13 protein-coding genes are annotated in these 17301 nt (G+C 29.0%); 5 read left to right on the forward strand and 8 right to left on the reverse strand.

The features are described 5' to 3' along the window. Together ACJMLD_RS05805 and ACJMLD_RS05810 are read right to left on the reverse strand one after the other, a co-directional pair. The coding region (locus ACJMLD_RS05805; protein ID WP_405269187.1) for a glycosyltransferase family 2 protein at window positions 1-147 on the reverse strand (147 nt) is incomplete at its 3' end. A gap of 26 nt (window positions 148-173) precedes the next feature. Further along, complete coding sequence (locus tag ACJMLD_RS05810) at window positions 174-1925, reverse strand: hypothetical protein (protein ID WP_405269096.1); 1752 nt, start codon at window positions 1923-1925, stop codon at window positions 174-176. A gap of 171 nt (window positions 1926-2096) precedes the next feature. On the opposite strand from ACJMLD_RS05810, the gene ACJMLD_RS05815 reads away from it, so the two are divergent. Next, window positions 2097-2558: a hypothetical protein gene (locus ACJMLD_RS05815; protein ID WP_405269099.1), complete on the forward strand. Its 462-nt coding sequence runs from the start codon at window positions 2097-2099 to the stop codon at window positions 2556-2558. A gap of 75 nt (window positions 2559-2633) precedes the next feature. Here ACJMLD_RS05815 and glf read toward each other — a convergent pair whose 3' ends face one another. The 6 genes from glf to ACJMLD_RS05845 all read right to left on the reverse strand — a co-directional run bounded on the left by glf (window position 2634) and on the right by ACJMLD_RS05845 (window position 8503). After that, on the reverse strand, window positions 2634-3734 hold the full coding sequence (gene glf, locus ACJMLD_RS05820) for a UDP-galactopyranose mutase (protein WP_405269102.1): 1101 nt from the start codon (window positions 3732-3734) through the stop codon (window positions 2634-2636). 21 nt (window positions 3735-3755) lie between these two features. Then, window positions 3756-4559 carry an acyltransferase gene (locus tag ACJMLD_RS05825; protein WP_405269105.1) on the reverse strand — a complete coding sequence of 268 codons (804 nt, stop codon included), beginning with the start codon at window positions 4557-4559 and terminating at the stop codon, window positions 3756-3758. A 4-nt stretch (window positions 4560-4563) separates the two neighbouring features. After that, window positions 4564-5376 carry an acyltransferase gene (locus tag ACJMLD_RS05830; RefSeq protein WP_405269108.1) on the reverse strand — a complete coding sequence of 271 codons (813 nt, stop codon included), beginning with the start codon at window positions 5374-5376 and terminating at the stop codon, window positions 4564-4566. A 14-nt stretch (window positions 5377-5390) separates the two neighbouring features. Next, window positions 5391-6005, reverse strand: a complete 615-nt coding sequence (locus tag ACJMLD_RS05835; RefSeq protein ID WP_405269111.1) for a class I SAM-dependent methyltransferase — start codon at window positions 6003-6005, stop codon at window positions 5391-5393. 82 nt (window positions 6006-6087) lie between these two features. Continuing rightward, complete coding sequence (locus ACJMLD_RS05840; protein ID WP_405269190.1) at window positions 6088-7272, reverse strand: ATP-binding cassette domain-containing protein; 1185 nt, start codon at window positions 7270-7272, stop codon at window positions 6088-6090. A gap of 460 nt (window positions 7273-7732) precedes the next feature. After that, complete coding sequence (locus ACJMLD_RS05845) at window positions 7733-8503, reverse strand: ABC transporter permease (protein ID WP_405269114.1); 771 nt, start codon at window positions 8501-8503, stop codon at window positions 7733-7735. A 304-nt stretch (window positions 8504-8807) separates the two neighbouring features. On the opposite strand from ACJMLD_RS05845, the gene ACJMLD_RS05850 reads away from it, so the two are divergent. The 4 genes from ACJMLD_RS05850 to ACJMLD_RS05865 all read left to right on the forward strand — a co-directional run bounded on the left by ACJMLD_RS05850 (window position 8808) and on the right by ACJMLD_RS05865 (window position 17292). Further along, entirely contained in the window at window positions 8808-9662 is an 855-nt protein-coding gene (locus ACJMLD_RS05850) for a hypothetical protein (protein WP_405269117.1), read from the forward strand. Between the two features lie 3 nt (window positions 9663-9665). Then, window positions 9666-11252, forward strand: coding sequence for a hypothetical protein (locus ACJMLD_RS05855; protein WP_405269120.1), 1587 nt, complete (start codon window positions 9666-9668; stop codon window positions 11250-11252). A 16-nt stretch (window positions 11253-11268) separates the two neighbouring features. Then, window positions 11269-14484: a glycosyltransferase gene (locus tag ACJMLD_RS05860; protein WP_405269123.1), complete on the forward strand. Its 3216-nt coding sequence runs from the start codon at window positions 11269-11271 to the stop codon at window positions 14482-14484. A gap of 66 nt (window positions 14485-14550) precedes the next feature. Further along, window positions 14551-17292, forward strand: a complete 2742-nt coding sequence (locus tag ACJMLD_RS05865) for a CDP-glycerol glycerophosphotransferase family protein (RefSeq protein ID WP_405269126.1) — start codon at window positions 14551-14553, stop codon at window positions 17290-17292. The last annotated feature ends 9 nt before the right edge of the window (window positions 17293-17301 follow it).

Consider the following 17301-nt stretch of genomic DNA (forward strand, 5'->3'; position numbering starts at 1 on the left):
CAAAACATCTAAAGAACCATCGGTAGAACCATCATCAACACAAATCAACTCAATATCACTCACAGTCTGATTTAAAATAGAATCAATAGCGCCTTTTAGAAAGACACCTGCATTATAAACTGGCATAACCACGGAAACTTTAGTCATAATATCACATCAATTACATGAACCTCTTAATTTTTTAAAGAATTAATTGTTTTATCTTTCTCATCAATAATATTTTTTAAAACATCTATTTCATCCATTAATGAACTAATATTTTTGTCTTTCACTTTTAAATCCTCTTCCAGAATATTCATTTTATTTTCTAAAGAGGATAACGTAGATTCATTCTTTAACTTAGTTATTTCAGAATTTGAACCATTATTTAGAGAATTACGCATCTTATTGTTTTGAATAATCATATTATTTAATTCTGCTTTTAATTTATTAACTTTATCAACATCATTCACTATTATATTGTTAAGTCTATTAATTTCAGCATTCTTAACATCTAATTCCTGATTCAAACTGGTGAACTTTTTTTCTTTATTGGACAAAACATTTTTAATATTATTGATTTCTTCATCATTAACTAGCAATTTCTGATTCAAACTATCCAAATCACCATTCAAACCAGCAATAACATCATCTTTATCAGCCAAAACCTTATTAAGAGACTCAACCTCACCACTCAAACCAGAAACAACCTCGTCCTTATCAGCCAAAACCTTATTAAGAGACTCAACCTCACCACTCAAACCAGAAATAACATCATCCCTATCGGCCAAAATTTTATCCATATTAGCAATTCTTCCATCTTTTTCAATCAATTCTTGATTTAAACTTTCCAAATCACCATTCAAACCAGAAATAACATCATCCTTATCAGACGAAACCTTATTAAGAGACTCAACCTCACCATTCAAACCAGAAATAACCTCTAAATAATTATCCAACTCCTTACGAGCAGATTCAACCTCACCATTCAAAGAAGAAATGCTGTCATCCTTAACACCAATAGTTTCATTCAAACTAACAATGACCTCGTCCCTATCAACCAAAACATTTTTTAAAGAACTTATGGTGCTATTTAAGGAAGATATAACCTCTGACTTATCATCTAACTCCTTATGAGCAGCTTCAAAATCAGAAATCAAAGAAGAAATATTCTCATCCTTAACACCAATAGTTTCATTCAGATCAGAAATATCATTATTTTTATCAATTAAAACATTATTAAGAGATTCAACCTCAGAATTCAAACCAGAAATTATCTCCAGCTTATCATCCAACTCCTTACGAGCAGATTCAACATCACCATTCAAAGAAGAAATACTCAAATCCTTAACACCAATCTCCTCATTCAAACCAGCAATAACCTCATCCCTATCAACCAAAACCCTATTAAGAGACTCAACCTCACCATTCAAAGAAGAAATACTCTCTAACTTGTTTTCATGATCCTTTTTTAGACCAATAATTTCTTCACGTAATGAACCTAAATCAGCATCTTTAGTTGTAATTTTCTGTTTTAATTCCTCATTTTTCAATTCTAATGATTTAATGCGATTGTCCTTATCAACTGAAGCCTGTTTAAACTTGCCTAATTCCTCATTTAAAGAAGATAAGATTTCAATTTTTTCATTATTTTCAACTTTTAACAAATTAATTATTTCTTTAAGAGAATTGAATTTTGAATCTTGTTTAATCTGCGCTTGTTTTTGCTTATCCAAATTAGATTCTAATTCCAATAGTAAAAAATCTTTTGTTTTATCATTAATATCTTTAACAGAACTTAATTCTTTTTTAAATGAATTTAACTCATTGAAATGATCATCCAGTTTATCATTTTGAGCTTTTAATACATTTTGTAAATTTAACAAATCTTCTTTATATTGTTTTAACTCTTCATTTAATTCATCGGAAGATGAGTTCTTAGACATTTTAATCCTCATAAAATTTATTTTTAAAATAGTATTGCAACTATAAATAATATTTAAGTAATTAATAATATAAAATAATATACTTTAATAAAAATAAATCTAAAATTATATTATTGTGTTATTGAAGATATTTAATTAGGAGGTTTAATAATGAATAAAAAATTTGCTTTAATGGGCGTAATAATTATTATTTTATTATGCGTTATTGGTTTTTTAGTTTTCAATCAACCTACCACCAATAATGAGGATACTCATGAAAAGGTTTCAGTCGGTGAAGCTAGCTTTACTATACCTGAAGGTTATAACATTAGTGATATACACAACGATGGGGAAGTAAATCTAACCAATGGAAATACTACTCTTTACTTGGTAGAATATAACGGTAACAATCTAACTAAATATGTTAATAAATCACTAGAATATGTAGAAAGCCAAAATCTTAAACCAATTGTTTCAAATTTTTCAATTGAAAATACATTCGTTGAAAAATTAACTATTGACGGTAAAGAAAATTACCTTCGTTATTGGTTTGTTGATAATGATAAAACATACTGTGTTTACACCTTTACAGGCGACGGCAGCACAGACAACACAATAAACTATTTAGTTAAATCATTACATGAATACAAATAACTATATTCATAAATGTAGGAGTCTTAAAACTCCTATATTTCTATTTAAATTAAAAAAAAGTGAAAAAATATGCAATCATTCTTTTAAATTTCTGACTAATTTTAGTGCTTCATCAATGACTTGCCACATATCAAAATATTGATACATACCCAATCTTCCACCAAATATAACATTTTCCTCTTTTTTTGAGAGCTCAACATATCTATTGAACAATTCAGAATTTTTGTCATCATTTAAAGGATAGTATGCTTCTTCACCTTTAGACCATTCTTTTGGATATTCCTTTGTAATTATGGTTTTTGGAGAATCAGAATTTTCAAAATGTTTATGTTCTATAATTCTAGTAAATGGAACTTCCGCATCAGTGTAATTGATTACAGCATTGCCCTGATAATTTTCCACATCCAATGTCTCAAATTCGAAGTTCAGGCCCCTGTATTCAAGTTCGCCATAGCAGTAGTCATAATATTGATCAATCATTCCAGTAAAAACAATTTTATCCGCAGAATTTAACCATTTTTCCTTATCCTCAAAGAAATCAGTGCTCAATTTAACTTCAACACCATCCAACATTTTTTCAATAATTTTAGTATATCCCCCAATTGGAATTCCCTGATACAAATCATTGAAATAGTTATTATCAAATGTAAATCTTACCGGCAGCCTTTTAATAATAAATGAAGGCAATTCATTGCATGGTCTGCCCCATTGCTTTTCTGTATATCCTTTAACAAGTTTTTCATAAATATCTTTTCCAACCAATGAAATAGCTTGTTCTTCAAGATTTTTTGGGTTTTCAACTTTAGCTTCAGCTTTTTGCTCTTCTATTTTTGCTTTAGCCTCTTCAGGTGTTTTTACACCCCACATCTGATAAAAGGTATTCATATTAAACGGCAAATTATATAATTCCCCCTTGTAATTAGCAACTGGAGAATTAGTATATCTGTTAAAATCAGCAAATTTATTAATGTAATCCCAAATCTCCCTATTATTGGTATGGAAAATATGTGCCCCATACTTGTGAACATTGATATTCTCATCTAACTCGGTGAAAACATTTCCACCAATATGATTTCTTTTCTCAATAACCAAACATTTTTTACCATACTTATTCATTTCATATGCAAAAACTGCTCCAAAAAGACCTGCACCAACAATTAAATAATCATATTCCATATTAATACCTTACAAATACTATCATTTTAATGTAAATCGATTTTTACCAACATCTAAAAAATTAGATTCTATATAATCAACTATATCTTCAGGATTTGAAAATTTATTTAAATCCTCTTCAATATCATCCAAATCAAGAGTATCCCCATCTAAATCATAAATAAACTTATCAGACTCATATTTAGAGTATTTTTTAGTTTCTTCATCACTCCAAGGATGAACCGAATACCCTACCCAAAATGAATCTTCATGAATTAATCTTACTGGCGAACCTGCAAAAGTTGTGTTTGATGGAATAGTTTTATTTGAAACAATGGCTTCAGCACCAATTAAAGCGCCAGACCCTATTTTAGTTCCCTTTAAAATCAATGCGCTCTGACCTAACCAAACATGATCACCAATATAAATGCTTTTGGAATAATTTAACCTTTCTTTAGATTTTGAATGATATATCAAATGAACATCGGATACTCTAATTAAAACTCCATATGAAAAAAGACCGTCATCCCCAATTATGATGTTCTTTGATTCGGATAACACGATTGTTGTTTTACCATTGAAAAAGTTATTTTTTCCAATAAAACAAACATTATTGCCATTTATGGAAATATTAACTAAATATCTGAATCTATTTGAAGATAAATATAAAACAGAATTATCTTGATTAAAATCAATTATGGAGTTTGTGAGAGTAACATCGCCTTCACAAACAAGAATGTTATTTGTACCATTAAAATTTATTTGAGAATTATCTAATTTAGGTATTTCACCAACAAATCTGTTATCTTTTAAGTTTAGAAGTTCTTTTCCATCAGTTATTTGCACAATTTCACCTTATTGAAAATCTATTCTTGCGTTTATTTCTAACAAATAACTTTTGAATAAATTCTAATCTAGAATCCACATCCAAATCCTTTAAAATTTGGTCGATTTTATCAAAATCCAGTGTTTCTTGAGTTAAGACCTCATAAATGAAAACATCACTTTTATAATCTTTAGTATCTAAGGAAGATTCGGCTTTATGATGTGCCAAAAAGTTAGTAACATAAAATACATCTGTTTCCGCTATTTTTGCAGGATTTCCAATCACTAAAGAATTAGAAGGTACATGAGAATAATCTTGAACAGAAGAATTATTGCCTATTATTGCTCCTGAACCTATTCTAACACCTTTTGAAATATATGCCAGATGCCCAAGCCAAACATGATCGCCTATAAAGACACTTCTGGCATAATTAATTCTTTCCTTAGATTCATTTTCATAAATTGGATAAATATCAGCAGTGCGTATATTAACTCCACTGGATATAGTTACTTCAGATCCAATAAGTACATTCTGATTTTCCTGAATGTTAATATTAATTGGCGAACTCATATTTCCTTCTCTACCTATGAAAAATGTAGAATCATTGTAAATAACTAAGTTAAAAGAATATTGAGAATTTAAAGCTGAAGATAAATAAACGATTGAATTATTTCCATTAAATGTAAATTTTGCATTTACAAGTTTTACATTACCTTCACAATACAATATATTATTATCGCCTTTAAAAGTGATTGTCGAATTATTAATTTCAGGATTTCCAGAAATCCTATTTTTTTCCAACTTTTCAATATCTTTTAATGATTTTACAGTTTCCATATATAATCATCTGATTAGTTTTTATTAATAGCTTCCAAAATTGAATCTAACTTATTCTCTAAATTATTTATTCTGTCTTCAAGTTCCTTTGTATTCTCACTAGAAACTGAACCTGCTTTGCGAGCAACTAAACATGCATCATGCCAAGGAGCAGCTTCATCTCTAGAATCGACAGAAACATGAATAACTTCCAAATCAACATATTTTGCAAGCGCTCTGAGCCCATCTTCATAAAACCTATAACAATTCAACATGTTTCCACCATGTTTAGGGCCTGCTGATGGTGCAATAATACAGACATAACCTCCAGGCCTAAGAACTCTTTCAATTTGAGACATGGTGAGCCAGAAAAATTCTAAATGTTCAAAAAACTGACCTGAAATTACAACATCATATGAATTATCCTCTACTTCAAACCAGTTGTAAATATCAGTTACGACAATATCCACATTATTTCCGGCTTGGAAATCAAGACCTGTATATGTCCAATTCTTTTCATCAAAAATATCGGAGTAATTATAATTGCCTTTACCATCTAATGATCCAACATCTAAAATATCAAGATTTTGTGAAATATCCAAATAAGTGCTTTTAAACCATTCCATTTTTGAATGTGAATTTTTATGCATAAAAAAATCTCCTATATATAAGTAAATATTTCTAATTTAAGAATATTTAAAAGTTTAGATTAACTAAATAAGCATTATTAACTTATCTAAATTGTATATTTGCTAGCTGTTCGTTGCTTGCCTTTTCAGCGTCTTTAAGATAATTGTCACAGACTTTATTAACTTCCCCAATTTCCCTTATTTCGCCTTTATCTACCCAAATTGCTTTATCACATAACTCTCTAACTTGAGGTATTGAGTGAGATACAAGCAACACAGTAGTTCCGCCATCCATCAAGGAATGTATTTTATCCCTACTTTTTTTGGCAAAGTTAACATCCCCCACACCTAAGATTTCATCAATTATCAATATGTCTGGTTCAACAGCGGTTGCAATTGAAAAACCTAATTTTGCAAGCATTCCTGAAGAATAATTTTTGATAGGGATATCAATAAACTCCCCCAGTTCTGAAAATTCAATAATTTCATTTACTTTTGATTCTAAAAATTTTTTATCGTACCCAAGAACAGCACCATTTAACAAGATGTTTTTTCGTCCAGAATAATTATGATCAAATCCTGCTCCTAATGAAAGCAATGGAGATATCTTACCATTTGTTTTGACAAATCCACTATCAGGAGGGTAAATTCCAGAAATAACATTTAATAAGGTTGATTTTCCAGCACCATTATACCCAATAATACCTACTTTTTCACCCTTATAAACTTTAAATGAAACATCATTTAATGCATGAATCTCTAATTTTTTAGATTTATTCCTCTTTATTGTACGGATAAATGATTCTTTAATGGTGTCAATTTTTTCATTAGATACTTCAAAAGTTAAATCAACATGGTCTACTTCAATGGATATATGCTGATTATAATCAGGAATTATGTCTGAAAGAATATCATCAACATCCAGTGATTGAGATTTTTGTTTAGTAGGCTGTTCTTGTATTTCTTGTTTAATATCCTCTTTAGTTTCAGATGATTCCTCGGTTTCAGGCTTAGACTCGTCAACAACCGGCCTTGCCTCACCAATAACAAGTTTGGCCTCGCCAACAACAGGTTTGACCAAAGATGAATCATCAACAACATGTTCAGACTCAACTACTGCCGATTCAACCTTAGATTCAACCTTAGATTCAACCTTAGATTCAACTTGAGGTTCAGCCTTAGATTCCACTTTAGATTCAACCTTAGGTTCAACTTGAGGTTTGACTTGAGGTTTAGGATTATAGCCTTTATCCTTAGCTATGACATTATATGGACTGTCTTCATCCATTTGTGGTTTAAAACCACTGATTTCATTTTTTTGTTCAATTGGTTCGTGTTGAGGAGTTATAACATAATCATCACCTTTATACTCCCTTCCACTTCTTAAATCTACTCTTTTAAGTGATTGAATATTTTCTTGATTTTCTTTTTCCTTAATTAATCTTCTAGATTCTTTTTTCTTCAATTGCAATAATGAATTATCATTGGATTGATTTGTTTGGTCGTTGTCTATTTGAGGATTTAATCTTGATTTTCTTTCTACATCACTCATTGCCTTTCTTTCAAAATCAATTAAAATTTGTTCAGCCTCTTCTTCAGAGACCCCGAACTTTGAAATCAATTTTCTTTTTGCAAGCAATCTTTTTTGCGCTAACGAATTTTGAGGATTTTGTCTTTTTTCACTATTCAAATCATTATTAACAGTATTATCAAACTTAACAGGTTTTTGATTCATGAACTAAATCCTCCTAAAATTTCATTGTAACTCTTTTTTCATATTTCTTATAGATTATTATTCCAATTACCAATACTATTACAGACAACAATAATGAATTAGCCATATAATGTATAGACGGAATTGTACCTTGATACATCAAACATCTGAATTGATCGATAATCCAATAAATCGGATTTAGAATTAAAAGATCATGATATGGTTCAGGAATAATACTCATCGGATAGAATATTGCTGAAGCATACATTAACATCATTGTCAAAACGCCCCATAAATGTTGAATATCAGTATAATAAACCCTCATAATCGCCAACATAAATCCAACACCTGTAAACAATATTAACGCGGAAATTACCGGTATGACTGCTAAAGGCATTATTGATAAATAAAACGGTGCTCTAGTTACCAACATTACGCCCAATAAAATTATTACCGTAATAATAAAATTAATAAACTCTGATAAGATACTTCCTATAATGAAAATGTGTTTAGGTGCAGCAGTTTTTTGCAGAATATTCCTATTGCTGCTAATAGAATTCATTGCAACACCTACAGACCCTGTGAAAAAATCATAGATACATCTTCCACATAACAAATAAACAGGATAGTTATCAATACTTTTATCAAATAATGTGGAAAATACAACTGTTAAAACAATCATTATTAGCAATGGTCTTAATACACTCCATAGAACGCCTAAAACAGAATCTTTATATTTAGATGCGAAATTTCTTTTAACAATTTCTTCCAATAAAAAAAGTTCATTTCTATTTATTAAATTCATAAAGCCACATGGTCCCTTTTTTATTAAACTTTTAGTAATTACTATTATTTAAATATAGTTTACAGTATGGATTAACTAACCCCTCAAATTTTATCAAAATTAAGTAAAATTATCAGATTTCATGTAATAATTATAAATTATACTTATATATTAATTTAAATATAATTATAATTGTAATAATTAATTTAATACAAATTTTTAAATCAATAATTAATATAAAACATCATGATTATGTTTTATTTAAAAGCAAGGCTAAAATTTATTCAGTAAAACTAATAATCAAAAATAGGCATAGTGGATTAAAATGTTAGATGATTTAATAGATGAAGTCATAAAAATTGACCTTGACAACATGACAACTTACAACTTTCCCCTTGACAAACCATTTGGGCTAGAGATAATCCATAACAATAAAAAATATGAATTTATTTTAAAATTATCAAAAAATAATAATCTAATAATATTCTGCAAAGGATATGATGATATCGATATAATTATGGACAATCAAACTGATTTCCTAAATCAAGATTATGAAATTAACAAATTGAACAATATTATTGCTCAAAAAGATGAGGAAATCTCAAGAATAACTCATTCTAAAGAAGATAAAATAAATAACCTCAATGATATGATTATTAAAAAAGACAATATTTTATTCAATTTAACTTCTAAAATTGAAGAGTTAACTAATTCATCTAATTCTAAAGATGTTCAGATTAATGAATTAGAAAAGAAAATACAAAATCAAATCGAATTTGATAAAGAAATTGAAAAACTTAACAATAAAAATGCTGATTTGGATAACAAGGCAAAAGAATTATCTGATTTGATTTCAGAGAAACAATTTGAAATTGAAACCTTAAAAACCGACAACAATAAAATTTCCTCCGAATATGAATCCCATATCAAAGAATCGGAATTGGAAATATCCAAAAAAGAAGCTCAAATCGAAGGGATAACTCAAGAAAAAAATAACATGGAAAAAGAATTAACTGATAAAATCGATGAAAACAAAACAATGAGCGAGGAAATTGAAATCTTGAAGTTAACTATTGAAAAGAATAATTCCAATATTGACTCATTATTTAAAGAAATTGATCTTTTAAAATCAATTATCAGCGAAAAAGATAAAACAATTGACACATTAAAAGGCAGGTAGAATATGTTGATTTTCTATAAATTAAGTATACTTCCATCTTTACTAAAACATTTTAAAGTGAAAAATGTAATCATATCTGGATTAAAAGATGAAAATTTAGTAAATGAAGTATTGAATTATGATGCTGAATTTACTGCAATCGATATAAATAAAACTCATGCCGTTATTGATACAATAAATGGAAATCCTTTAGAAATTCTTCCTTCTCAAGAAAATTATGAAGCAATATTTATCAATGATGACCCTAACTGGTATACTCTTTACAACGAATTGAATATCATCAAAAATACAAATAAAGAATTCCCATTAGTCTTTATATGCAATAATAGATTCCCTCATAAACGCAGGGACTCCTATTCCGATCCAGACATTATTCCTCAAGAGTATCTCCAGAAAAATGTTAAGGAATTGCCTATTTGCTACAATAACAAAAAAATAGTTATCGCCGATGACTACTATCATGCATGTAACGAAGACACCCCTAAAAATGGAGTGTTAACCGCAATCGAAGATTTCATTGCTGAAAATCCTCATATCGGCATCTTAGATATGAATTTTATAGAAGAAATTACCATATTATGCCCGAAAAATACCATAAGCACCATTAGAATCGATAATGTAAAACGAGAAAATGAAGATAAAAAATTAAATTATGAAGGATTATCCGATAAACTAAACGAAAATAAACTGTTAGTGGACTATATTGAAAAATATAATCTGTCTGTGGACGAAGCTATAATCGGAGATATAAATACTATGAACAATTATAAGAATAAAATTCAACTCCAGGACAGTCAACTCCAGTTTAAAGATAGTCAGATTATTGATGTTAATAGTAAATTAAGCCTAAAAGATCTGGAAATTAAAAATATCGAATCAAAACTTGTAAATAAAGAAAATGAAATCAATGATTTAGAAATTCAACTTGATTCAGCCAATAAAGAGATTTCACTATTAAAAAATGAGATTGAACAAGAAACATCAATGGCAAAAGACAAAGAAGCGGATTTAAATCAGCAAATTAAAACTGCAAATAAAGAAATTGAAACACTTACAGAAAATGAAGTGGATTTAAGAAATCAACTGGAAACTGCAAATAATCAACTTTCCAGATTCAAAAATTTAGATTCAGAAATGGAATCTACAAAAAAACTATTAAATACTATCAAAAGGAGTCATACTCATCAAATTAATAAATTAGACACCAAAGAATACTGCATTACTTGCTTTAAAGAAGAAATTACTAATAATCATCTGGAGATTGACTATCTTAAAAACAAATCCCTTATTAGAAAAATACTATCTCCTTTTTCTTACATTTATTTGATTTTTAAATCCAAACCTAAGGAATTGCCTATTAATATCAAATTATATAAAGCTTTAAACAATAGCAAATGCTTTGATATTGGTTATTACTTAAATAATAATACAGATGTCCAGAAAGGAAAATGGATTAAATATTTTTCACCTGAACTGCATTATGTGTGTAAGGGATTTGATGAAAATCGTAAATTCAATAAAAAATATTTCAATAGACATTCAAAAGAAGAACTGTTAGATTATCTTTTAACTTGTGAGAGTAAACAATAGCGATAAAGGTGTTTATGTGTTTAAAATTACAATCATTATTCCAATAACAGACATTGAAGAATATTTGGAAACTTTTGAGTGTATAAAAAATCAAACAATTGGATTTGAGAATCTGCAAGTAATTTTTGTTAATTCTGCATCTGACAATATTGTGAATGATTACCCAATGATATATCCCAATGTAATTTCAGTAGAACTAAACGATATTAACCCCACCAACGGCAAACTTTACAACATTGGAATGAAACATTCTGTTTGCGATTATATGATGTTTTTAAATCCTTCAGACAGACTTATGGAAAATACATGCAAGTCATTATACGATGAAATATTGAAAAAAGATTATGATATTGTTTGTGGAGCTAATATTGACAGAGATATTTACGAAAAAACAAATTTAAGCTTTGATTCACATGAAACTAAAAATTTTATTATCAAAAATTTAAATGCATGTGTTAATCTTTTTAAAAAATCGTTTATTGCCAAAAACAATCTTAGATTCATAGAAAACTGCCCAGAATCCGATGATTCATTCTTATTCAATGCATTATTAAATACGGATGAAATTAAATTAATCAATTCAGAAATTGTGAAACATCCAACCCATCAAGATCCATCTAAAGAAATGCTAAAAGGGTTTTTAGATGAGACTTTTGAAATGTATTATTCCAGTTGCTCAAATGACGAAAACCAATTATTCAAAGACAATATCCTTTTGGATAGATTGAATTATTTTATAAATGAATATTTATTTAAATGCAATTTAGCAGCTAATGACCTATTGGACCTTTTAATCTATTCAAATCCATTATTCGACTTGTTGAAACAAAACCTATCCATTAGCTGTGATGATTTGCCTGCATTATTCAAATACATTATTCATGGAAAATATGAAGACGCATTATATTTGATTTATGGTGAAGATCTCCCTAAACAAAATGAAATTAAAATCGCTGCATTATGTGATTCAAAAACATATGATTCATTTAAATTCGAGTGTGACTTAATCAAGCTGATTCCGGATGATTGGTTAAATCAGTTGAAAAATGAAAAACCGAACCTGTTCTTATTAACTTCAAGTTACTGTGAAGATTTTAATGAAGAAAAATTGCCTGAAATCTTAGAATATTGCTCTAAAAATGGCATTCCATCAATTTTTTGGGAAAATTCTGCATTTAAACAAAAAGATCATAAAAGATTAATGTTTAATTTTGATTATATCTTTACCGCCTATAAAGAAAATGCCGATTACTATTGCATTAACGACTGCGATAATGTTGAGTATTTAATGTTTGCAACCCAACCCAAATTGTTCAATCCCATAAATGAATGCCCTAAATTGAAAAAAAGCGTTGCATTCATTGGAACTTGGGATAAAGGCGATTCTAAGCAATGCGAATTGATATCAAAAAATCTAAATGAAATAATAGCTAATAATTACAAGCTAAGAATATTCGATTATGATTCTATTAACGACTTAAATAACACAACTTTCCCTGTAAGATATCATAATTATATGGATATCGCGGAAAGCCATTCGCAAATCCCTAAAATCTATAATGAATCTGAAAGGGGATTGGTAATAAATGAAGATGAAAATATAATCGATGGCAATATTTTTGAGTTGATGTCATCGAATACATTAGTTTATTCGAATTATAGGGAGATACTCTATAGAGAGTTTAAAAATAATGTCATTTATTCTGATTGCAGCAATAATCCGGATGGTATGGGCTTAAAAAAAATTAAAAGGGAAAATTTGCATAATGTATTGAAGAATCATACTTATTCAAATAGACTTAAACAAATTTTAGACACCATTAATATAAAATACAGTCCTAACATCAAAAGGATAACCCTCTTTTACAGATTAAAAGATTTGAATGAAATAGAAAACATCTACAATCATTTTTATTCAATTGAATACCCGTATAAGCAAATGAAAATTATTGCAACAGAAGATTTGCTTTATTTGCCAAATACTATTTTGGAAAATCAATTATCGGAAATCAAGCTAGATGAAAACGACTATTTCAGCTTTGTGGATTTAAATTCAGATTCTGACTTCATTGAAGAGGCACTGCTTCATTTTAGTTATATTGAAAAAGATACCGGAATCAAAGAGGATATTGACAATAGCTTCTCATTCGATAAAACCCATGACATTGGAAATGTAATCTTTAATGGCTCCCAATACGAAAATGTCATCTCAGAAAACAGAAAAACATTTGATATCTACAAATTCAATAATTTTAAAACCAAAGTATCCGTTATTGTATCAGTCTATAACGGTGAAAAATACCTTAGAAAATGCTTAGATAGTGTTGTTGATCAAACACTGAAAGACATTGAGATAATATGCATTGACAATGGATCTTATGATTCCTCTTTTGATATAATTAAAGAATATGCTCAAAATGATTCCAGAATAAAGATTGTCACTCAGATTAATAACGGCCGAGGCAATTCTATGAATGCTGGTTTGGAAATGGCAAAGGGCAAATATGTTTATTTTATCGATTCAGATACTTATATGGAATTAAATGGACTAAATGAAATGTATCAACAAGCAGAACTGAAAAATCTGGATTTGCTGAAGTTTAATTTAATGACCTATAATGATGAAAATGATTTGAGTGGATTTGAAAACAGCATTGACCCGAAACTTTTAAAAGGATTTGAAGATGTAGCATTTGATTATAAAAAAATTGGATCAAATGCCTATAAATTATCACCAAGTATGGAATCACTCTTCTTTAGAACAAAAACTATAAAGAACCTGAAATTCCCCAAACTTAAATTTGAGGATAATGTCTTTTTTATCGAAGCGTTATTTAATTCTAAAAGAGTTTACTACTGCAATAAATCTTTGGCCAATAAGAGAGAAAAGGAATATTCCATCTTAGAACTGCCAGGACATGATTTTGCAGACATTATTGAAATAAGAAACCAGATTGCAGATCTGGCTAAAAGATATAACCATTATGAAGGTTATGAATTCATTATTTATTCAAGAAAATACAGGCAGATACAATGTTTATTCCTGCAAACATTTGAAAATTATAAAGAAAGATTCTTTGAAAAAATAAAAGAGGATTGCATGAACAAAAAAGAAGAGTATGAAAATGAAAAGATTTTTGAAATCTTAGATGATAAATCAATTAAAATATTTAACGCCGGTTTAAACTCAAAAGATTATAAGGAATTTGAAAATATCATAAGCAACCTTTAAAAAAAATTAACTTTTAAAAGATTGCTTGATAAGCGAATTCAAAAAGATAACGGAAATAGTGATGATATGGTTATTGAATCAGAAACTAATGAAAAACATGATATCTCTCCTGTTTTGGACAATAATATAATGCAATCCAAAATGATTTTTTCCGTTGTAATGGCTTGTTTTAACTGTGAAGATTATTTAGATGAAACCATAAACTCCCTGATTAATCAAACTTTATCATTTGAAGAGAATATCCAATTAATTCTGGTTGATGATGGAAGTACAGATGATACTGCAAAAATCTGTCGAAAATACATTGAATCGTATCCAAATAACATCACCTACATCTACCAGGAAAATCAGGGCCAAGGTGCCGCACGCAATTTAGGTTTAAAATATGTTGCCGGAAAATATGTTAATTTCCTTGACAGCGATGATAAATTCAGCGCGGATTCATTTCAATTAGTTTATGAATTCTTTAAAAACAATGAAGCAGACATTGATTTTGTTACCGTTCCGATTTTCTTCTTTGATAATGAAGAAGGACACCATCCTCTTAACTATAAATTTACAGACGATAGAATAGTCAATTTATTTGAGGATTGGGATTATCCTCAATTACATGCAAATGCAAGCTTTTTTAAATCAAACCTTTTCGATAAATATCAGTTTGCAACAAACCTCGTATCTTCGGAAGATGCATTGATGATCAATAAAATTTTAATTGATAATCCGGTTTATGGTTTAGTAAGCAATGCAAAATATTTCTATAGAAAACGTGACAATAACTCATCCACCCTAGATTCTGCCCTTTATAAGAAAGAGTTTTATTTAAACCGTCTAAACGGATACTTCAAAGAGCTAATCAACTATTCATTGGAAAAATATGGGGAAGTTAAAAAATTCATCCAATATTTGACTGTCTATGATATTCAATGGATGTTTAGAATTCAGAATATTGGTGAAATCTTATCAAATGATGAAATTACAGAAGCTTATGCTGTTATTAAGGATATCCTATCTTATTTGGATGATGAAGTCATCTTATCTTTAAGGGAGGATAATGTAAACATAGTTCATCACCTATTGGCGCTAAAATACAGTGATGTTGATGTTGATTCGAATGGGGATGTAAGCTGTAGCGACATCCATTCTGATTATGATGGCGAAATTGCTCGAGTATATTCGGCGGACAAGGAAATTGACCAATTGGACATACACAAAATTTGGATAGACATAATTGAAATCAAGGAAAATACATTATACCTTTCGGGATATCTGATGTCATTTTTTAATGATAAAGACATTGAAATTGAAATTGTCAGAACAACAGACGGCAATAAAGAGGTTTATCCTGCAAAAAGAGTGTATTATAAAAACACCGCTAAAAAGTTCCTGGGATGTACTATTGAGGACAGGTACAATTTTGATGCGGAAATACCAATTAACGAGAATTGCACAATTGAAATATTTACCCGATTCACAGGAAAAAATTCAAACCAAAATTCCATCTGGCAGCTTTCTGTTGATTTTTCCTATTATGCTAGACTTTCAACATTAAGCAATTACAGCGTTTATAAAAGCTATTTTTTAGAATTAAAGGGGAAAACATTTCATATCGTCAGTTATAACTATTTAAAAATGTTAAAATCAGAAATTCCAGTACTGCTTAGAGTTTTAAAAAGAAGAGAGGAATATTGGGATTCAATTCTATTAATAAGAACTCTTTATCTTCTAATGTATCCGATCTATAAGAATAAAAGAATCTGGCTATTCATGGACAAGGTAGAAAATGCAGATGACAATGCCGAACATCTCTATAAATATGCAATGAATAAAGAAGATGGAATAAAAAAATATTTTACTGTATCTAAAGACTCAAAAGACTTCAAAAGGCTTGGCAACATTCCAAACCTTTTAGCATTTGATTCTGTAAAACATAGATTAATCTATCTATTGGCGGAAAAGATTATCTCATCCCATCCTGATGAAGAGATATTGAACCCTTTCATCAATAAAAATGAGAAATCATATTCAGGTTTAAATAATGCAGATAAAATATTCCTGCAGCATGGAGTTACTAAGGATAACGTTTCTTCATGGCTTTACAAATATGAAAAAAACCTGAAATTAATTGTTACCGTTTCAGATGAAGAGAAAAAATCGTTCTTAGATCCAGGCTACAACTATGATGAGGAAATCATTCAGGTTTTGGGTTTTCCAAGATTTGACAATCTATCTAAAGCTAAGGAATGCAGCAATACCATTGTCATCATGCCTTCCTGGAGAAAAAAATTGCTTTATCACTCAGACGAGTATATTATTGAATCTGAATTCTTCAAAAGAATCAATTCCTTGATAAACAATGAGAAATTAATCGGCATTTGTAAAAAATATGGATATAACATAATTTTTAAGCCGCATCCAAGAGTTTATGAATATATTGAATTGTTTGAAACAAATGATTATGTGGACATCGATGAAGATAGCACATATCAGGAGTTGTTTAAAAATTCCGATTTAATGATTACGGATTATTCATCTGTGGCATTTGATTTCTCCTATATGGAAAAGCCTGTTATTTACTACCAATATGGTGACGATTACAACTTTGAAGAAGGTTATTTCAAATATGAAACAATGGGCTTTGGTGAAGTCGTTGAAAGTGAAGAGGATTTGGTAAACACAGTTGGAGAATATTTGGATAATGGATGCAAAATGAAAGATGAATATAAAAAAAGAGTAAATAGCTTTTATAAATATAATGACAAAAATAATTGTGAAAGAGTCTATAATGCAATTTTAAATTTGAAGTACTGAACTTGGGAT

The organism is Methanobrevibacter sp., assembly GCF_045112895.1.
Classification (GTDB): domain Archaea; phylum Methanobacteriota; class Methanobacteria; order Methanobacteriales; family Methanobacteriaceae; genus Methanocatella.